Origin of the sequence: Burkholderia sp. PAMC 28687, from assembly GCF_001577465.1 — a bacterium.
Taxonomy (GTDB): Bacteria; Pseudomonadota; Gammaproteobacteria; order Burkholderiales; family Burkholderiaceae; genus Caballeronia.
Genome location: NZ_CP014505.1, coordinates 2,968,602 through 2,985,665, shown reverse-complemented (window position 1 = coordinate 2,985,665; position 17,064 = coordinate 2,968,602). Strand labels below are relative to the sequence as shown.

Annotated in this window: 23 protein-coding genes; all 23 read left to right on the top strand. The window is 60.5% G+C overall.

Translation table 11 applies throughout. The annotated features are described in order from the left end of the window. Positions 1-98 precede the first annotated feature (98 nt). The 23 genes from AX768_RS13920 (at position 99) to tatA (ending at position 17,038) form a co-directional block, all read left to right on the top strand. On the top strand, positions 99-917 hold the full coding sequence (locus tag AX768_RS13920; RefSeq protein ID WP_062000450.1) for an ABC transporter ATP-binding protein: 819 nt from the start codon (positions 99-101) through the stop codon (positions 915-917). After that, complete coding sequence (mlaE, locus tag AX768_RS13915) at positions 914-1,681, top strand: lipid asymmetry maintenance ABC transporter permease subunit MlaE (RefSeq protein WP_056355557.1); 768 nt, start codon at positions 914-916, stop codon at positions 1,679-1,681. Before AX768_RS13920 ends, mlaE begins: the two co-directional genes overlap by 4 nt. Positions 1,682-1,775: 94 nt before the next feature. Continuing rightward, the gene (mlaD, locus tag AX768_RS13910) at positions 1,776-2,348 is read left to right on the top strand and encodes an outer membrane lipid asymmetry maintenance protein MlaD (protein WP_062000449.1); all 573 of its coding nucleotides are present in this window, start codon (positions 1,776-1,778) and stop codon (positions 2,346-2,348) included. A gap of 100 nt (positions 2,349-2,448) precedes the next feature. Continuing rightward, positions 2,449-3,378 carry an MlaA family lipoprotein gene (locus tag AX768_RS13905; protein WP_062000448.1) on the top strand — a complete coding sequence of 310 codons (930 nt, stop codon included), beginning with the start codon at positions 2,449-2,451 and terminating at the stop codon, positions 3,376-3,378. A gap of 137 nt (positions 3,379-3,515) precedes the next feature. Then, positions 3,516-4,145 carry an MlaC/ttg2D family ABC transporter substrate-binding protein gene (locus AX768_RS13900; protein ID WP_062000447.1) on the top strand — a complete coding sequence of 210 codons (630 nt, stop codon included), beginning with the start codon at positions 3,516-3,518 and terminating at the stop codon, positions 4,143-4,145. Next, positions 4,142-4,411: an STAS domain-containing protein gene (locus AX768_RS13895; RefSeq protein ID WP_172811952.1), complete on the top strand. Its 270-nt coding sequence runs from the start codon at positions 4,142-4,144 to the stop codon at positions 4,409-4,411. The genes AX768_RS13900 and AX768_RS13895 overlap by 4 nt, the downstream gene beginning before the upstream one ends. Positions 4,412-4,635: 224 nt before the next feature. Further along, the gene (locus tag AX768_RS13890; RefSeq protein ID WP_062000445.1) at positions 4,636-5,562 is read left to right on the top strand and encodes an ABC transporter ATP-binding protein; all 927 of its coding nucleotides are present in this window, start codon (positions 4,636-4,638) and stop codon (positions 5,560-5,562) included. After that, positions 5,559-6,314 carry an ABC transporter permease gene (locus tag AX768_RS13885; RefSeq protein WP_062000444.1) on the top strand — a complete coding sequence of 252 codons (756 nt, stop codon included), beginning with the start codon at positions 5,559-5,561 and terminating at the stop codon, positions 6,312-6,314. Before AX768_RS13890 ends, AX768_RS13885 begins: the two co-directional genes overlap by 4 nt. A gap of 64 nt (positions 6,315-6,378) precedes the next feature. After that, entirely contained in the window at positions 6,379-6,618 is a 240-nt protein-coding gene (locus AX768_RS13880) for a BolA family protein (protein ID WP_062000443.1), read from the top strand. A gap of 136 nt (positions 6,619-6,754) precedes the next feature. Next, positions 6,755-8,023 (top strand): UDP-N-acetylglucosamine 1-carboxyvinyltransferase, encoded by a 1,269-nt coding sequence (gene murA, locus AX768_RS13875; protein ID WP_062000995.1) that lies wholly within the window; start codon positions 6,755-6,757, stop codon positions 8,021-8,023. Then, complete coding sequence (hisG, locus tag AX768_RS13870) at positions 8,020-8,703, top strand: ATP phosphoribosyltransferase (RefSeq protein WP_062000442.1); 684 nt, start codon at positions 8,020-8,022, stop codon at positions 8,701-8,703. The genes murA and hisG overlap by 4 nt, the downstream gene beginning before the upstream one ends. 43 nt (positions 8,704-8,746) lie before the next feature. Then, on the top strand, positions 8,747-10,072 hold the full coding sequence (gene hisD, locus AX768_RS13865) for a histidinol dehydrogenase (RefSeq protein WP_062000994.1): 1,326 nt from the start codon (positions 8,747-8,749) through the stop codon (positions 10,070-10,072). A 50-nt stretch (positions 10,073-10,122) separates the two neighbouring features. Continuing rightward, on the top strand, positions 10,123-11,193 hold the full coding sequence (gene hisC, locus AX768_RS13860; protein WP_062000441.1) for a histidinol-phosphate transaminase: 1,071 nt from the start codon (positions 10,123-10,125) through the stop codon (positions 11,191-11,193). Positions 11,194-11,222: 29 nt separating this feature from the next. Next, a complete protein-coding gene (gene hisB, locus AX768_RS13855; protein WP_056355581.1) occupies positions 11,223-11,810 on the top strand; it encodes an imidazoleglycerol-phosphate dehydratase HisB in 588 nt (195 codons plus the stop codon). Between the two features lie 50 nt (positions 11,811-11,860). Then, the gene (locus tag AX768_RS13850) at positions 11,861-12,481 is read left to right on the top strand and encodes a MarC family protein (protein WP_062000440.1); all 621 of its coding nucleotides are present in this window, start codon (positions 11,861-11,863) and stop codon (positions 12,479-12,481) included. A gap of 19 nt (positions 12,482-12,500) precedes the next feature. Continuing rightward, entirely contained in the window at positions 12,501-13,151 is a 651-nt protein-coding gene (gene hisH / locus AX768_RS13845) for an imidazole glycerol phosphate synthase subunit HisH (protein WP_062000439.1), read from the top strand. 155 nt (positions 13,152-13,306) lie between these two features. Beyond that, positions 13,307-14,059 (top strand): 1-(5-phosphoribosyl)-5-[(5-phosphoribosylamino)methylideneamino]imidazole-4-carboxamide isomerase, encoded by a 753-nt coding sequence (gene hisA, locus AX768_RS13840; protein WP_062000438.1) that lies wholly within the window; start codon positions 13,307-13,309, stop codon positions 14,057-14,059. Positions 14,060-14,226: 167 nt separating this feature from the next. Then, positions 14,227-15,000 carry an imidazole glycerol phosphate synthase subunit HisF gene (hisF, locus tag AX768_RS13835; RefSeq protein WP_062000437.1) on the top strand — a complete coding sequence of 258 codons (774 nt, stop codon included), beginning with the start codon at positions 14,227-14,229 and terminating at the stop codon, positions 14,998-15,000. A 3-nt stretch (positions 15,001-15,003) separates the two neighbouring features. After that, positions 15,004-15,417, top strand: coding sequence for a phosphoribosyl-AMP cyclohydrolase (hisI, locus tag AX768_RS13830; protein ID WP_062000436.1), 414 nt, complete (start codon positions 15,004-15,006; stop codon positions 15,415-15,417). After that, positions 15,417-15,797, top strand: coding sequence for a phosphoribosyl-ATP diphosphatase (locus tag AX768_RS13825; protein WP_062000435.1), 381 nt, complete (start codon positions 15,417-15,419; stop codon positions 15,795-15,797). Before hisI ends, AX768_RS13825 begins: the two co-directional genes overlap by 1 nt. 42 nt (positions 15,798-15,839) lie before the next feature. Next, entirely contained in the window at positions 15,840-16,232 is a 393-nt protein-coding gene (locus AX768_RS13820; RefSeq protein ID WP_062000434.1) for a DUF4870 family protein, read from the top strand. A 48-nt stretch (positions 16,233-16,280) separates the two neighbouring features. After that, the gene (locus AX768_RS13815; protein ID WP_062000433.1) at positions 16,281-16,643 is read left to right on the top strand and encodes a histidine triad nucleotide-binding protein; all 363 of its coding nucleotides are present in this window, start codon (positions 16,281-16,283) and stop codon (positions 16,641-16,643) included. A gap of 167 nt (positions 16,644-16,810) precedes the next feature. After that, positions 16,811-17,038: a Sec-independent protein translocase subunit TatA gene (gene tatA / locus AX768_RS13810; protein ID WP_062000432.1), complete on the top strand. Its 228-nt coding sequence runs from the start codon at positions 16,811-16,813 to the stop codon at positions 17,036-17,038. Positions 17,039-17,064: the final 26 nt, after the last annotated feature.

Genomic DNA, 17,064 nt, shown 5'->3' with positions numbered 1-17,064 from the left:
ACTTCATATGTTTTGATCAGTCGAAAGGGACCGTCACGTCGCTGCAAGCGCACAGGCCCTATAATTCGGCCTCTTGCGTAAAAGGATTGTCAGCCCCTGTGTTAGCTTCTCCCGAGACTTTGCTAGAGCTTCGCGACGTCGATTTCGGCTACGGCGACCGGCTCATCCTGTCGAAACTCAACATGCGCTTCAAGCGCGGTCAGGTCGTGGCCGTCATGGGCGGCTCCGGCTGTGGCAAGACGACCGTGCTGCGCCTGATCGGCGGACTTGTGAAGGCGCAAAAAGGCCAGGTGCTTTTCGGCGGCAAGGACGTCGGCGCGCAGACGCGCGACGGCCTCTACGAACTGCGCCGGAAAATGGGCATGCTGTTCCAGTTCGGCGCGCTCTTCACCGACCAGACTGTTTTCGACAATGTCGCGTTCCCGTTACGGGAACACACCGATCTTCCCGAGGAACTGCTGCGTGACCTCGTGCTGATGAAGCTCAATGCGGTCGGGCTGCGCGGTGCGCGGGATCTGTCGCCATCGGAGATATCGGGCGGTATGGCGCGCCGCGTGGCGCTTGCCCGCGCGATCGCGCTCGACCCCGAACTGATGATGTACGACGAGCCGTTCGCCGGCCTCGATCCCATTTCGCTCGGCATTACGGCCAACCTCATCCGCACGTTGAACAGCGCGCTGGGCGCGACGTCCATTCTCGTCACGCACGATGTGCCGGAGTCGTTCGCCATTGCCGATTACGTGTATTTCATCGCGAACGGCGGGATTCTGGCGGAAGGCACGCCGGCGGAATTGCGGGCGTCGCAGGAACCCTCGGTGCGGCAATTCATCGACGGCGCGCCCGACGGTCCCTTCAAATTTCACTATCCAAGCACGACGCCGCTCGCGGCGGACTTTGGTATCGGAGCAAAGGCATGATCAGCGCCATCGGACGCTCGGTGCTCGGCAGCTTCGGCACGATCGGATACGCGACGCGCATGTTCCTGCGCCTGGTCGTCGAATTCTTTCCGTTGCTGCGCCGCCCGCGCCTTGTCACGAAACAGATCCACTTCGTCGGCAATTATTCGCTGCTGATTATCGGCGTGTCGGGCTTGTTCGTCGGCTTCGTGCTGGGTTTGCAGGGCTATCTAACCCTCAACCGGTACGGCTCCGAGCAAGCACTTGGGCTGCTGGTGGCGCTGTCGCTCGTGCGTGAACTGGGTCCCGTGGTCACGGCCCTGTTGTTTGCCGGCCGCGCGGGAACGTCGCTGACGGCGGAAATCGGCCTGATGAAGGCGGGTGAGCAACTCACCGCCATGGAAATGATGGCCGTCGATCCGCTCAAGGTGGTCGTGGCGCCGCGTTTCTGGGCCGGGATCATCGCCATGCCGGTACTGGCGGCTATTTTCAGCGCGGTCGGCATTTTCGGCGGATATGTAGTGGGCGTGCTGATGATCGGCGTGGATTCCGGTGCGTTCTGGTCGCAGATGCAGGGCGGCGTGGATGTCTGGAGCGACGTCGGCAACGGCGTGATCAAGAGCATTGTGTTCGGCTTTGCGGTCACGTTCATCGCGCTGTTCCAGGGCTACGAAGCGCAGCCCACGCCGGAAGGCGTATCGCGCGCGACCACAAAAACGGTTGTGTACGGGTCTCTTGCCGTGCTCGGACTGGACTTTTTGCTGACCGCGCTGATGTTCAACTGACGTTTCGGCCTGCGGCCCGATTACCGGGTCGCAGACGTTGTGAAGGGCACAGACCTTCACGCAAAAAACTGCGACAAGATTCTTTGGGAAGACGATGAAAAAGACTGCTGCTCTCGACTTTTGGGTCGGCCTCTTCGTGGTGCTGGGTTTCGTGGCGCTGTTATTCCTTGCACTGAAGGCCGGCAATATGAACGCAATGTCGTTTCAGCCGACCTATCCGGTCAAGCTGAAGTTCGACAATATCGGCGGATTGAAGCCGCGTGCGCCGGTGAAAAGCGCGGGCGTGACGGTGGGCCGTGTTGCGAATATCGGCTTTGACCAGAATACGTATCAGGCGCAGGTCACGATCGATATCGACAAGCAGTATCAGTTTCCGAAGGATTCGTCGGCGAAGATCCTGACGTCGGGCTTGCTCGGCGAACAGTACATCGGGCTCGAGCCAGGCGGCGACGACCAGATGCTCAAGAGCGGCGACACGATTTCGATGACGCAATCGGCCGTGGTTCTCGAGAACCTGATCGGGCAGTTCCTGTACAACAAGGCGGCGGATTCGGGCGCATCCAAGCCGGCATCGCCTGGCGCTGGAGCGCCAGCCGCTGCAACGCCCGCGGCTCCGGCGTTCCCGGGCGCGGCTAGCGCAATGGGCGCAAGCGCCGCAGGTCAATGATCCGGACTTATTGATCCGGCAAAATTCAGGCAGCCGAAGGCAGGCATATTTCGCAGTACAAGCCAGCCTTCGGGTCAGCGACAATAAGGAGAAGAACAAAATGCAGGCAATGCGCGTAAAGAACGCGGCCGTGGTGCTCGCGGTGGCGGTGCTTGCCGGGTGCGCGACTGTGACCACGCCCACGAAGGGCGATCCGTTCGAAAGCTATAACCGGACGATGTTCACGATCAACGACAAGATCGACCAGGTCGCGCTCAAGCCGATTGCGAAGGGTTATGTGTTCATCACGCCGCAGCCGGTGCGCGACAGCGTGACGAACTTCTTTGGCAATATCGGCGATATCTACACGGCCGCGAACAATCTCGTGCAGTTGCGGATTGCGGACGGCGTGTCGGACATCATGCGCGTCGTGATGAACTCGATCTTCGGCGTGGCGGGTCTCTTCGACGTGGCGAGCGTCGCGGGCTTGCCCAAGCACAATCAGGATTTCGGCTTGACGCTTGGCCACTATGGCGTGCCGTCGGGTCCTTACGTCGTGTTGCCGCTGCTCGGACCGAGCACGGTGCGGGATACGGCCGGTACGGTGGTCGACTATTTCGGCAACGTGACGAGTTATGTCGATCCGACCTGGTTCCGCACGACGCTGTTTGGTGTGGAACTGGTGAACACGCGTGCGAACCTGCTCGGCGCAAGCGACGTACTGGCTGACGCCGCGCTCGACAAATACTCGTTCGTCCGCAATGCGTACCTTCAGCGCCGTCAGTATCTGCTTGGCAATCAGGACAACACGGCCGTGCCGGATTACGGCGACACAGGCAACGAGCCGCTACCGAAATATGACGACGTAAATGCGCCGGCAGGCGCGGGAGCTGCTTCAGGTGTATTGGCGTCGCCGCCGGCAGGCTCGGCATCGGCGCCGCAAGCGGCTTCGGGCGCAGCGGGCGCAAGTGCTCCTGGCGCGACGGGTGTTCCGGCTGATCGCATGGTGCCGCCGCGCATTCCATCGTTCCCGTCGTTCAGGCTGCGTTGAGCAAAGTGTGGAAAAAGCGCAAAACACCGCGCGCCAGTAATATATCGAAAGCGTTTTGACGGCTGGTAATAGTGCGGTGATGAACTCGTAGTGCACGCCGCGCTCAAACCCAGGCCACTTTTTTTGCAGAGTCTTTAATGAAAAAACTATTCTTGCTCCCCCTGTTTGCCGTGCTGATGGCTTTTTGCACGGGCGCGTTCGCTCAAGCCGACGATATGTCGACGCCAGACGGACTCGTCAAGACGGTGACCTCCCAGGTTCTCGATCAAATCAAGGCCGACAAGCAGATCCAGTCGGGCAACATCACGCGCATCACGCAACTGGTGAATGAAAAGATCCTGCCATACACGGACTTCACCCGGACCACGCGTCTGGTGATGGGCCGCAACTGGAACACGGCGACGCCGGAACAGCAAAAGCAGATCGTCGAGCAGTTCAAGATGCTGCTGATCCGCACGTATGCGGGCGCGTTGGCGCAGGTTCGCGACCAGCAAGTCCAGTACAAGCCGTTCCGCGCTGATCCGAGCGACACAGACGTGGTCGTTCGCTCGGTCGTGCTGAACAACGGTTCGCCGATCCAGCTCGACTACCGCCTGTACAAGACGCCGCAGGGCTGGAAGGTGTACGACATCAACGTGCTCGGTGCGTGGCTGATCCAGGCTTACCAGCAGCAGTTCAACGAGCAGATCCAGCAGCATGGCGTGTCCGGCCTGCTGCAGTTCCTGACCCAGCGTAACCAGCAACTCGCGAACGGCAAGGCATCGTGAGTCGCTTCGAAACCGCCGCGACCCTCACGCACGACAGCGCAAAGAGCGCGCTCGATGCGGGTTTGTCGCGGATCGCAGCGGGCGCAACCGAAGTGGATTGCGCGCCGCTCAAGCAATTCGATTCGTCGGCGCTCGCCGTCCTGATCGCGTGGCAGCGTGCTGCCACTGCGCGCGGTGCGGCATTTGCCGTCGTCAATCTCCCCTCCGGGCTTGCCAGTCTCGCGCAAGTCTATGGCGTCGATACGCTTCTCACCTTCCGACATTGATCCTGTCTGCCTGAACCCATGGCGTTTTGTCGTCGCGTTCTGACGCCGACGAGACGCGCCAGACAGGGTTGTCACGGACACGCTTGCGGCAGCTCCCAGCCGCAGATGGCCTATAATCAACCGTTTTTTCGGCCTGACTTCCGCCTTTCGTCGTAATGAAGGCCGGTTCTGGTTCCGATCCGCACACCTAGAGGCGCAGCCCCCAACACGCGCGCGCACTGTCAATGTCAGCCATAGAAATACGCAACGTCAAAAAGCGCTACAAAGAGCTGCAAGCGCTCAAAGGCGTGAATCTCGTCGTCGAAGAGGGCGAGTTTTTCGGTCTGCTCGGCCCGAACGGCGCGGGTAAAACTACGCTGATCAGCATTCTCGCGGGCCTCGCGCGCGCGGATAGCGGCACGATCTCCGTACGCGGCCACGACGTGGTCACGGATTTCCGCGATGCACGCCGTTCGCTCGGCGTGGTGCCGCAGGAACTCGTCTTCGATCCGTTTTTCACTGTTCGCGAATCGCTGCGCATCCAGTCGGGCTACTTCGGTCTGCGCAAAAACGATGACTGGATCGACGAAATCATGGCGAATCTCGATCTCACCGAGAAAGCCGATGTCAACACGCGCGCACTGTCCGGCGGCATGAAACGCCGTGTGCTGGTCGCGCAGGCGCTGGTGCACAAACCGCCGGTGATCGTGCTCGACGAACCGACCGCGGGTGTCGATGTCGAGTTGCGCCAGACGCTCTGGAAATTCATCTCGCGCCTGAACCGCGAGGGTCACACCATCGTGTTGACGACGCACTATCTGGAAGAAGCCGAGGCCTTGTGCGACCGGCTCGCAATGCTGCGTCGCGGCGAGGTGGTCGCGCTCGAACGAACCAGCACGCTGTTGCAGCGCTTCGCCGGCATGCAGCTTTCGCTGAGATTCTCGCAGGGCGTGTTGCCCGTCGAGCTGCGCACGCTGGAAGTCGATCCGCGGGCGACCTCGGGCACGAATCATTTGCTGCGACTTTCAAGCTACGACGATGTCGAGCCGATCCTCGCGAAATGCCGAGCGGCCGGCTGCACGTTCGATGAAATCGATGTCCGCAAGGCAGATCTGGAAGACGTATTCGTGCAAGTGATGAACGGGCCGGAAGTGGTCGAGGGCTTGTCATGAGCGGCTTTCGCACCCTGTTCTACAAGGAAATCCTGCGTTTCTACAAGGTCGCGTTCCAGACCGTGCTCGCGCCGGTGATCACGGCCTTGTTGTACCTGATGATCTTCGGCCACGCGCTGACGAGTCATGTCGAGGTTTATCCAGGTGTGGCCTACACGAGTTTTCTCGTGCCTGGCCTCGTGATGATGAGCGTGCTGCAGAACGCGTTCGCAAACAGTTCTTCGTCGCTGATTCAGTCGAAGATCACGGGTAATCTGGTGTTCGTGCTGCTGCCGCCGCTCTCGCACTGGGAAATGTTCTTCGCGTATGTGCTGGCGTCGGTTGTGCGCGGATTGGCGGTTGGATTCGGCGTCTTTATCGTGACGGTGTGGTTCATTCCAATGAGCTTCTCCGCGCCGCTCTACATTCTCGCGTTCGCCATCCTCGGCTCGGCGATTCTCGGCACGCTCGGGTTGATCGCCGGCGTCTGGGCAGACAAGTTCGACCAGCTCGCCGCGTTCCAGAACTTCCTGATTATGCCGCTGACGTTCCTGTCGGGCGTGTTTTACTCCACGCATACGCTGCCGCCCATCTGGCGCGAAGTGTCGCGGCTCAATCCGTTTTTCTACATGATCGACGGTTTCCGCTACGGCTTTTTCGGCATGTCCGACGTCAGTCCGCTTGCGAGCCTTGGCATTGTCGGCGGGTTTTTTATCGTGCTGGCTGTGGTTGCCATGCGCCTCCTGGCAAGCGGCTACAAGCTGCGCCACTAGGCTCACTCATCAGGCTCACTCGCAGGCTCATTTAATCGATTCGCTCAATTTTCAGGAGACACCCATGTTGCCGACTCCCGAGCAAGTGAAGGACTACATCGCTGGCGGCTTGTCTTGCCAGCACGTCGAAGTCGAAGGCGACGGCCAGCATTTCTTTGCGACCATCGTGAGCGATGCGTTCGAAGGCAAGCGGCCGATCGCGCGTCACCAACTCGTTTACGCGGCCCTTGGCGACCGCATGCGCGCGGAAATCCACGCGCTGAGCATGAAGACGCTGACGCCCGCCGAGTGGAAACCCGCCTGAGCGGTTCGCCGGCTCGCGCTGTATCTGAGCATCACCTGTCAACCGATTAGCTGGAAATTTAGTGCGATTCACTCAAGACAACCGCGACGCCAACCACGGCGCCGCTGCAGGAAGCTCCGTAGAAGGAACGCCAGGCATGGACAAACTCGTGATTGTCGGGGGCTCGAAGCTCTCGGGCGAAATCGTTGTATCCGGTGCGAAGAACGCGGCATTGCCGATTCTCTGCGCCAGCTTGCTGACCGCAGACGACGTGCATCTGGAAAACGTGCCCAACCTGCAGGACGTGCGCACGATGCTCAAATTGCTCAACCAGATGGGCGTGCGTTCGGAGTCGGCGGATGGCCGCGTGTCGCTGAACGCAGCGAAGCTGGACAACCTCGTCGCGCCGTACGAAATGGTCAAGACCATGCGTGCGTCCATCCTCGTGCTCGGTCCGCTCGTCGCGCGCTTTGGTGAAGCGAAGGTGTCGTTGCCGGGCGGCTGCGCCATCGGCGCGCGCCCCGTCGATCAGCATATCAAGGGCCTCCAGGCGATGGGCGCCGAGATCACCATCGAGCATGGTTTTATCGAGGCGCGGGCTAAGCGCCTGAAAGGCGCGCGCATCGTCACCGACATGATCACGGTCACCGGCACGGAAAACCTGCTGATGGCGGCGGTCCTGGCGGAAGGCGAAACGGTGATCGAGAACGCGGCGCGCGAGCCGGAAGTCAGCGACCTTGCAAATCTGCTCGTCGCGATGGGCGCGAAGATCGATGGCATCGGCTCGGACCGGCTCGTCATTCAAGGCGTGGACAAGCTGCATGGCGCGCGCCATTCAGTCGTGCCTGACCGCATTGAAGCCGGCACGTTTCTTTGCGCCGTTGCGGCGACCGGCGGCGACGTCACGTTGCGTAACGTGAATCCTTCGCTGCTCGAAGCGGTGATCGAGAAGCTGCACGAAGCGGGTGTATCGGTGGAAGAGGGCGAGAACTGGATTCGCGTGCGCATGAACAAGCGTCCGAACGCGGTGAGTTTCCGGACATCGGAATATCCGGCGTTCCCGACCGACATGCAGGCCCAGTTCATGGCGCTCAACACCATGGCCAACGGCACGTCGCAAGCGGTCGAAACCATCTTCGAAAACCGCTTCATGCATGTGCAGGAACTGAACCGCCTGGGCGCGAGCATTACTGTCGATGGCAACACGGCGCTGGTTACCGGCGTCGAAAAGCTGTCGGGCGCGAAGGTGATGGCAACGGATCTGCGGGCATCGGCGAGTTTGGTGATCGCGGCCATGTGTGCGGAAGGCGAGACGCTGATCGACCGGATCTATCACCTCGATCGCGGCTACGACCGGATGGAAAGCAAGCTGACGGCCGTCGGCGCAAACGTGCGGCGCATCAAGGGCAACGGGGTGGAGCAATGAGTTCACTGCAGACTTCTGCATCGGTGCCGGCGGGGGCAATGCTGACGCTGGCTTTGTCGAAGGGACGGATCTTCGAAGAAACCTTGCCGCTGCTTGCAGCCGCCGGCGTTGAAGTGACCGAAGATCCGGAAACGTCGCGCAAGCTGATCTTGCCGACCACGAATCCGAATTTGCGGGTGATCATCGTGCGTGCAACCGATGTCCCCACTTACGTGGAATACGGCGCTGCGGATTTCGGCGTGGCGGGCAAGGACGTGCTGATCGAACACGGCGGTGGCGGGCTGTACCAGCCGGTCGACCTGAACATTGCGCGCTGCCGGATGTCGGTGGCGGTGAAAAACGGTTTCGACTACGAAACCGCCGTGCGGCAAGGTGCGCGGCTGCGCATTGCGACAAAATATGTTGAAGTGGCGCGAGAGCATTTCGCGTCGAAGGGCGTTCACGTCGACTTGATCAAGCTGTATGGATCGATGGAACTCGCGCCGCTGGTCGGACTGGCCGATGCTATTGTCGACCTGGTCAGCTCGGGCAACACGTTGCGCGCCAACGATCTTGTCGAAGTCGAAGAGATCATGGAAATATCGTCGCGTCTGGTCGTGAACCAGGCCGCGCTGAAGTTGAAGCGCGCTGCGTTGAAGCCTTATCTCGATGCGTTCGAACGCGCGTCGGCTAGTGTGTAGGCAAAGCGACGCAGGCCAAGGCAAACAAACGGATACCAGCATCATGTCTATCAAGATTCGCAAACTCGACTCCAGCGCCAACGGTTTTCACACGGCGCTGCACGCGGTGCTCGCGTTCGAGGCGAGCGAGGACGAAGCTATCGAGCGCTCTGTCGCGCAAATTCTCGCTGACGTAAAAAAGCGCGGCGACGAAGCCGTGCTCGACTACACGAACAAGTTCGACCGGCTGAAGGCGGAAAGCGTGGCTTCGCTGGAATTGCCGCAGTCCGAACTCGAAGCGGCGCTCGAAGGGCTCGAGCCGAAACGCCGCGCGGCGCTCGAAGCAGCGGCGGCGCGCGTGCGCGGGTATCACGAGAAGCAGCGAATCGAGTGTGGCAGCCATAGCTGGCAATACACTGAAGCCGACGGCACCATGCTCGGCCAGAAAGTCACGCCGCTGGATCGCGCCGGAATCTACGTGCCGGGCGGCAAGGCGGCGTATCCGTCGTCCGTGCTGATGAATGCGATTCCTGCGCGGGTTGCCGGTGTGAAGGAAATCGTGATGGTCGTGCCCACGCCGGACGGCGTGAAGAATCCGCTGGTGCTGGCGGCGGCGTTGCTGGGTGGCGTGGATCGCGTGTTCACCATCGGCGGCGCGCAGGCAGTTGGCGCGCTCGCGTACGGCACGCAATCCATCCCGGCCGTCGATAAAATCTGCGGCCCCGGCAACGCGTACGTGGCCTCGGCGAAACGGCGCGTGTTCGGCACGGTCGGCATCGACATGATCGCGGGACCGTCGGAAATCCTGATCATCTGCGACGGAACCACGGACCCCCGCTGGGTCGCCATGGATCTCTTCTCGCAAGCCGAGCACGACGAACTCGCGCAATCCATCCTGCTGTGCCCGGACGCCGCGTTCATCCAGCGCGTGGAAGACGCAATCAACGAATTGCTGCCCACGTTGCCGCGTCGCGACGTGATCCAGCGCTCGCTGGAAGATCGCGGCGCGTTGATCAAGGTCGCCGACATGAACGAAGCGTGCGCGATCGCCAACGACATCGCGCCGGAACACCTGGAGATTTCAGCGCTCGATCCGCATCAATGGGGCGCGCTGATTCGCCACGCGGGCGCGATTTTCCTCGGCCGCTACACGAGCGAAAGTCTCGGCGATTACTGCGCGGGACCGAACCACGTTTTGCCGACATCGCGTACGGCGCGGTTCTCATCGCCGCTTGGCGTGTATGACTTCATCAAGCGTTCGAGCGTGATCGAAGTTAGCGCGGAAGGCGCGCAGACGCTCGGGGAAATTGCAGCGGAACTGGCCTACGGGGAGGGCCTGCAGGCGCATGCCCGCAGCGCTGAGTACCGGATGAAAAACACGGCGCAGTAACACTACACTTATAGGAGGCGGCTCAAAAGCCGCCCGGAAGTTCGCAGACCATGACACGACCACAAGACATTCTCCGCCCCGACGTCCTCGCGATGACGTGCTATCCCGTGCCGAATTCCACCGGCCTGGTGAAGCTCGACGCGATGGAAAATCCGTATCGGCTGCCGGCAGAACTCGCGTCCAGACTAGGCGAACGGCTCGCCGATGTCGCGCTGAACCGCTATCCCGAGCCGCGCCCCACCGCGTTGATCGAGAAGATCAAGCGCGTGATGCAGGTTCCCGCCGCGTGCGAAGTCCTGCTCGGCAATGGTTCGGACGAACTGATCAGCATGATGTCGGTTGCGTGCGCGAAGCCCGGCGCCAAGGTGATCGCGCCCGTTCCGGGCTTCGTGATGTACGCAATCTCGGCAAAATTCGCGGGGCTGGACTTCGTCGGCGTGCCTTTGAACGACGACTTCACGCTCGATGCCGACACGCTCATCGCCGCTATCGAAGTGCACAATCCGGCGCTGGTGTATCTCGCGTACCCGAACAATCCCACCGGCACGCTTTACGACGACGCCGATATGGAACGCGTGATCGCAGCGGCATCGGGCAGTCTTGTCGTAATCGATGAAGCCTATCAGCCGTTCGCGCAGCAAAGCTGGCTGCCGCGTGCCGCCGAGTTCGACAACGTGGTGGTCATGCGCACGTTTTCGAAGCTCGGTCTGGCCGGCATCCGCCTCGGTTACCTGGCCGGCAAGGCGTCATGGATCACCGAGTTCGACAAAGTCCGCCCGCCGTACAACATCAACGTGCTGACGCAGGCGGCCGCGGATTTCATGCTGGATCACCTCGATGTGCTCGATGCCCAGGCCGCCGGACTTCGCCTCGAACGCACACGTCTGGAACAGGCCGTCGCAGCGCTCCCCGGCGCGACCGTTTATCCCAGCGCCGGCAACTTTCTGCTGGTTCGTGTTCCGGATGCCGCAGCCGTCTTCGAAACCCTGCTGACATCGCGGGTTTTGATCAAAAACGTGAGTAAAATGCATCCGTTATTGGCAAATTGCGTGCGTTTGACGGTTGGATCGGCGCAAGAGAACGCGCAAATGATCGCCGCTTTGAAACTCGCGTTGCACTGAATTCTCTTAAACGTCCCGAAGGAAATACCATGCGCATTGCGGAAGTCGTTCGCAACACCAGCGAAACGCAGATCCGTGTGAAGCTCGATCTGGATGGCACCGGCAAACAAAAACTTGCGACCGGCGTGCCGTTTCTCGACCACATGCTGGACCAGATCGCGCGTCACGGCCTGATCGACCTCGACGTCGAAGCGCATGGCGACCTCCATATCGACGACCATCACACGGTCGAAGACACGGGCATCACGCTGGGCCAGGCGGTGGCGAAGGCAATCGGCGACCGCAAGGGCATTCGCCGGTACGGCCATTCGTACGTGCCGCTCGACGAAGCGTTGTCGCGTGTCGTGATCGACTTTTCGGGCCGTCCGGGCCTGGAATTCAACGTGCCGTTCACGCGCGCGCGCATTGGTACGTTCGACGTGGACCTGACCATCGAATTCTTCCGCGGCTTCGTGAATCACGCGGGCGTAACGCTTCACATCGACAACTTGCGCGGCATCAACGCGCACCATCAGGTGGAAACCGTCTTCAAGGCGTTCGGGCGCGCGCTGCGCATGGCCGTAGAACTGGACGAACGCGCGGCCGGGCAGATTCCATCTACCAAGGGCAGCCTCTGAAGCCGGATAAACGCCACGGTTTGCACCATGCAACGCCGTGACGGCCCGCGATGAACCTACTCAAATCGTTTATATCCCTGCTCGCGCTGATCAATCCGGTCGGCGCGATTCCGTTTTTCCTGAGCCTGACGACCGAAATGTCGCGCTCGGAAAAAGCGGGCACGATCCGGATCGCGTCCATTTCGGTGTTCTGCGTGATCGCGGTGACGGCGTTGCTCGGACAGCAAATCATCGCGTTCTTCGGCATTTCCGTAGGATCGCTTGAAGTCGGCGGCGGGATCATCATGTTGCTGATGGCAATCAACATGTTGAACGCGCAGACTGGCAACGCGCGCTCCACGCCGGAAGAGCGGCACGAAGCCGAGATCAAGAACAGCATCGCGGTCGTGCCGCTGGCCATTCCTCTTCTGACGGGGCCGGGTTCGATCAGCACGGTAATCATCTATTCTGCAAGCGTGGCGCACTGGTACGACCGCATTGGTCTCGTCATGATTGGCGGCGTGCTGGCCGTGTTGTGCTACGGCGCGATGAGCCTGGCCGAGCCGATCGCAACCTGGGTCGGCCGAACGGGTATCAACATTGGTACGCGGCTGATGGGTCTGATGTTGTCGGCGCTGGCGGTCGAATTTATCGTCAATGGATTGAAGGCGTTGATCCCCTCCCTGAAATAGCGTTGTTTTAGTGAATTCGATGAAAACTTCGATAGCAATCGTGGATTACGGCATGGGCAACCTGCGCTCCGTGTATCAGGCGCTGCGCCATGCCGCGCCGGAAGCGGACGTGGCGATCGTCGAGCAGCCGGAAGCCATCCGTGCGGCCGACCGGATCGTGTTGCCGGGACAGGGCGCAATGCGCGACTGCATGGCGCATTTCAGCGCGTCGGGCTTGCAGGAAGCCGTCATGGAAGCCGCGCGGAACAAGCCGATGCTCGGCGTGTGCGTGGGCGAGCAAATGCTGTTCGACTGGAGCGAGGAAGGCGGCGCTGACGGCACGAATGGGCTGGGTCTCGTGCCAGGCAAGGTCGTGCGGTTTGTCCTCGAAGGAAAGTTGCAGGACGATGGTTCGCGCTTCAAGGTTCCGCAAATGGGCTGGAACCGCGTGCGTCAGGCGCAGCACCACCCGATCTGGGAAGGCGTGCCTGACGACTCGTTTTTCTATTTCGTGCACAGTTATTACGGTGTGCCGGACAACCCGGCGCACACGTCCGGCGAAACCCTGTACGGGGCGCCTTTCACGTCCGCGATTGCCCGCGATAACCTCTTCGCCACCCAATTCCATCCGGAGAAGAGCGCCGATGCCGGATTGCGCCTGTACCGTAACTTCGTTCACTGGAATCCGTGATGTCTGCGCGGCGTAATTCTGACGTTTTGGCTTATGCCGTTTGCAGCCGTGACGTGCGCATTACTTGTACTACACTAGCGAGACGGTAGGCGAAAAGCGGCGCTCCGCCCAGATTCGCAATCGTTCGATCAACCCTTTCCTTTAACGCTATTTCTATGTTGCTCATTCCGGCCATCGATCTAAAAGACGGTCAGTGCGTACGCCTCAAACAAGGCGATATGGACCAGGCGACCATTTTTTCCGAAGATCCGGCGGCAATGGCCCGGCTCTGGCTCGAGCGAGGCGCGCGGCGGCTGCATCTCGTCGACCTGAACGGCGCATTTGCCGGCAAGCCTAAAAACGAAGACGCCATCCGGGCAATCATCAAGGAAGTCGGCAGCGACATCCCGGTGCAGCTCGGCGGCGGGATTCGCGACCTGAATACCATCGAACGCTATCTGGACGATGGTCTGGAGTACGTGATCATCGGCACGGCGGCGGTCAAGAATCCAGGTTTCCTGCAAGACGCGTGTACCGCTTTTGCGGGCCATATCATCGTCGGTCTGGACGCGAAAGACGGCAAGGTCGCAACCGACGGCTGGAGCAAGCTGACCGGTCACGAAGTCATCGACCTCGGCCGCAAGTTCGAGGATTACGGCTGTGAAGCGATCATCTACACGGACATTGGCCGCGACGGCATGCTGCAGGGCATCAACATCGAAGCGACTGTGCGGCTCGCCCAAGCCGTCAAGATTCCGGTGATCGCAAGCGGCGGCCTGTCCAATATCGGCGATATCGACTCGTTATGCGAAGTCGAAGACGAAGGCATTGAAGGCGTGATCTGCGGGCGCGCGATTTACTCGGGTGACCTGGATTTCACTGCTGCGCAAGCACGCGCCGACAAACTGCGCGAAGCGGACGACGCCTGAAGCAGCGCTGCTGCGCAGCGCTTCATTCAAGCCCGCCAGCGTCTTTGGTGGCCGCTCAATGCGCATTTGCGCCGACGCAGCATCTTTTCCCGATGTCGGTTTCAAGTCTGAGACCGCCGCGCCTTCGTCAGCATTCACACTCGCAGCAAAACGGCAATTGCAAGACTATGGCTCTCGCTAAACGCATCATCCCGTGTCTCGACGTCACCGCTGGCCGCGTGGTCAAGGGCGTCAACTTCCTCGAATTGCGCGATGCAGGCGACCCCGTGGAAATTGCCCGTCGCTACGACGATCAAGGCGCCGACGAGCTCACGTTTCTCGACATCACCGCAACTTCCGATCAACGCGATCTGATCTTGCCGATCATCGAGCAGGTGGCGTCGCAGGTTTTCATTCCGTTGACCGTTGGCGGCGGCGTGCGGGCTGTCGAAGACGTGCGGCGGCTGCTGAACGCGGGCGCTGACAAGATCAGCATGAATTCATCGGCGGTGTCGAACCCGCAACTGGTGCGCGACGCATCGGATAAACACGGTTCGCAGTGCATTGTGGTCGCGATCGACGCCAAGCGCGTCAGCACTGGCGACGAAACCCCGCGCTGGGAAGTGTTCACGCACGGTGGACGCAAGAACACCGGGCTCGATGTGATCGAATGGGCGCGCAAGATGGCGGAGTACGGCGCCGGCGAAATCCTGCTGACCAGCATGGATCGCGACGGCACCAAGAGCGGCTTCGACCTTGCGTTGACGCGGGCGGTATCGGACGCGATCTCGATTCCCGTGATCGCGTCGGGCGGCGTGGGGTCGCTTGCGCATCTCGCCGACGGCATCACCGAAGGGCACGCCGATGCGGTGCTTGCCGCCAGCATCTTTCACTATGGCGAACACACGGTCGGTGAAGCAAAACGCTTCATGGCAGATCAGGGTATTTCGGTGAGGATTTAAGCGGTGACTGCACAAACTGAAGCGTCGGGCTGGCTCGACAAGGTCAAGTGGGACGACAACGGACTCGTGCCGGTGATCGCGCAGGAATCCGCCACGGGCGACGTGCTGATGTTCGCGTGGATGAACCGCGAGGCGTTGGCAAAGACCATCGAATTGAAGCGCGCCGTGTATTACTCGCGCTCGCGCAAACGCCTGTGGTTCAAGGGCGAGGAGTCGGGACACGTGCAGCACGTCCACGAAGTCCGGCTCGATTGCGACGAAGACGTCGTATTGCTGAAGGTCGAGCAGGTATCGGGCATCGCTTGCCATACCGGCCGTCATTCGTGCTTTTTCCAAAAATTCGAAGGATCGGTGGAAACAGGTGACTGGCTCGCCGTAGAACCGGTCTTGATGGACCCCGAACATATCTATAAGTAATGACCGAATCCACGACTTCCACGCAAGACACGTTGCTGCGCCTCGCGGCGATTATCGACAGCCGCAAGGGCGGCGATCCGGAACAATCCTACGTTTCACGACTCTTTCATAAAGGTGACGACGCCGTTCTGAAGAAGATCGGCGAAGAAGCCACCGAAGTCGTGCTGGCCGCCAAGGACGCTCGGCACGGTGGTGCGCCCAACGCGCTGGTCGGTGAAGTGGCCGACTTGTGGTTCCATTGTCTCGTGATGCTGTCTCATTTCGATCTCGGTCCAGCGGAAGTCATCGCGGAACTCGAGCGGCGCGAAGGTACGTCGGGGATCGAAGAGAAAGCGTTGCGCAAGTCCCGCGACCGCGAGCAGGACGAAAGCGGCCGCTGAAAAGCGGCGCCGGTTCGCATCGAAGGGCATCTGGAGGATGAAATGAATCAGCCGTACGAACCTTATCCACCGCCCGTCTACGAGAACCCGGCCGATTCCGAGCGGTTGCGCGGACTGCGCACCCTGACTCACGTGCTGTACGCGCTCTATGCGGCCTATTGGCTGACCGGCGGATTGACGGTGCTGATTGCGATCATCATCAATTACCTGAAACGCGACGACGTCGTCGGGACGCCATATGAAGCGCATTTCCAGTGGCAGATTCGCACTTTCTGGTGGGCGTTGCTCGGGCATGTGATCGGCGTTGCGCTGATCTGGGTACTGATCGGTTTGCCCGTTCTGGCCGTGGTCGGAATCTGGACCTTGTATCGGGTCATAAAAGGCTGGCTGTTTTTGTACGAGAACAAGCCGTTGCAACCGCGCGCCTGGGTTTGAACCAGAACTTAACCGCGCACTGATAGCCGGGATTTACCCGCGAGACACATGAGCCAAGAGAACTGTATTTTCTGCAAGATCGCCGCGGGAGAAATTCCGAGCAAGAAAGTCCATGAGGACGATGAATTCGTTGCTTTCCACGATATCAATCCGGTCGCCCCCGTCCATGTGCTGGTGATTCCGCGTAAACATATTGAGACACTGTCGAGCTGTACCGAAGCCGATGCGCCGCTGCTTGGTAGAATGCTGAGCCTGACGGCGCGCCTCGCCAAGGAACTCGGCGTTTCATACACCGGCGGCGACACAGGATTTCGTACGGTCATCAATACTGGGCCGGGTGGCGGGCAAGAGGTTTATCACATTCACGCACATATTCTTGCGGGCGAGCGGCCGTGGCGCCGGATGGGCTAGGAAGGCTGTTTTCATGTAATGAAATCGAAAGCGTCTTTTCATCGCAATATTGCGCGCGCAAACTGTCGGTTTAATCAGCGGAGCGTCAGTGCTCCGACTCGGGCCGAAAGGTCCACATTCTTCGCTGCGGGCAGCAATCCCAGTGAAGCCAAGGAGAGTTTTCAGTCATGGGTTCGTTGAGCATTTGGCATTGGTTGATCGTTTTGTTGATCGTGGCGCTGGTTTTCGGCACGAAGAAGCTGCGTAACATCGGCGGCGATCTGGGCGGCGCGGTGAAGGGATTCAAGGAAGGCATGAAAGAAGGCGAGACGCCGGCCGAGCAGCGCGAACTGCCGCGCAACGGCGTGGTGGACGTGGAAGCGAAGGACAAGACGCGCTCGAGCGACTACCGGTAAGCCAAGCCCGGCTCGGTTCTCCGCGT

What these genes read in the sequence shown, in the direction of transcription:
- hisF (WP_062000437.1), top strand. Translation starts at nt 14,227, where the DNA reads ATGGCTCTCGCTAAACGCATCATCCCGTGTCTCGACGTCACCGCTGGC.
- AX768_RS13825 (WP_062000435.1), top strand. Translation starts at nt 15,417, where the DNA reads ATGACCGAATCCACGACTTCCACGCAAGACACGTTGCTGCGCCTCGCG.
- AX768_RS13880 (WP_062000443.1), top strand. Translation starts at nt 6,379, where the DNA reads ATGTTGCCGACTCCCGAGCAAGTGAAGGACTACATCGCTGGCGGCTTG.
- AX768_RS13900 (WP_062000447.1), top strand. Translation starts at nt 3,516, where the DNA reads ATGAAAAAACTATTCTTGCTCCCCCTGTTTGCCGTGCTGATGGCTTTT.
- AX768_RS13905 (WP_062000448.1), top strand. Translation starts at nt 2,449, where the DNA reads ATGCAGGCAATGCGCGTAAAGAACGCGGCCGTGGTGCTCGCGGTGGCG.
- tatA (WP_062000432.1), top strand. Translation starts at nt 16,811, where the DNA reads ATGGGTTCGTTGAGCATTTGGCATTGGTTGATCGTTTTGTTGATCGTG.
- AX768_RS13815 (WP_062000433.1), top strand. Translation starts at nt 16,281, where the DNA reads ATGAGCCAAGAGAACTGTATTTTCTGCAAGATCGCCGCGGGAGAAATT.
- hisB (WP_056355581.1), top strand. Translation starts at nt 11,223, where the DNA reads ATGCGCATTGCGGAAGTCGTTCGCAACACCAGCGAAACGCAGATCCGT.
- mlaE (WP_056355557.1), top strand. Translation starts at nt 914, where the DNA reads ATGATCAGCGCCATCGGACGCTCGGTGCTCGGCAGCTTCGGCACGATC.
- AX768_RS13820 (WP_062000434.1), top strand. Translation starts at nt 15,840, where the DNA reads ATGAATCAGCCGTACGAACCTTATCCACCGCCCGTCTACGAGAACCCG.
- hisH (WP_062000439.1), top strand. Translation starts at nt 12,501, where the DNA reads ATGAAAACTTCGATAGCAATCGTGGATTACGGCATGGGCAACCTGCGC.
- murA (WP_062000995.1), top strand. Translation starts at nt 6,755, where the DNA reads ATGGACAAACTCGTGATTGTCGGGGGCTCGAAGCTCTCGGGCGAAATC.
- mlaD (WP_062000449.1), top strand. Translation starts at nt 1,776, where the DNA reads ATGAAAAAGACTGCTGCTCTCGACTTTTGGGTCGGCCTCTTCGTGGTG.
- hisA (WP_062000438.1), top strand. Translation starts at nt 13,307, where the DNA reads ATGTTGCTCATTCCGGCCATCGATCTAAAAGACGGTCAGTGCGTACGC.
- AX768_RS13890 (WP_062000445.1), top strand. Translation starts at nt 4,636, where the DNA reads ATGTCAGCCATAGAAATACGCAACGTCAAAAAGCGCTACAAAGAGCTG.
- hisG (WP_062000442.1), top strand. Translation starts at nt 8,020, where the DNA reads ATGAGTTCACTGCAGACTTCTGCATCGGTGCCGGCGGGGGCAATGCTG.
- AX768_RS13850 (WP_062000440.1), top strand. Translation starts at nt 11,861, where the DNA reads ATGAACCTACTCAAATCGTTTATATCCCTGCTCGCGCTGATCAATCCG.
- hisD (WP_062000994.1), top strand. Translation starts at nt 8,747, where the DNA reads ATGTCTATCAAGATTCGCAAACTCGACTCCAGCGCCAACGGTTTTCAC.
- hisC (WP_062000441.1), top strand. Translation starts at nt 10,123, where the DNA reads ATGACACGACCACAAGACATTCTCCGCCCCGACGTCCTCGCGATGACG.
- AX768_RS13885 (WP_062000444.1), top strand. Translation starts at nt 5,559, where the DNA reads ATGAGCGGCTTTCGCACCCTGTTCTACAAGGAAATCCTGCGTTTCTAC.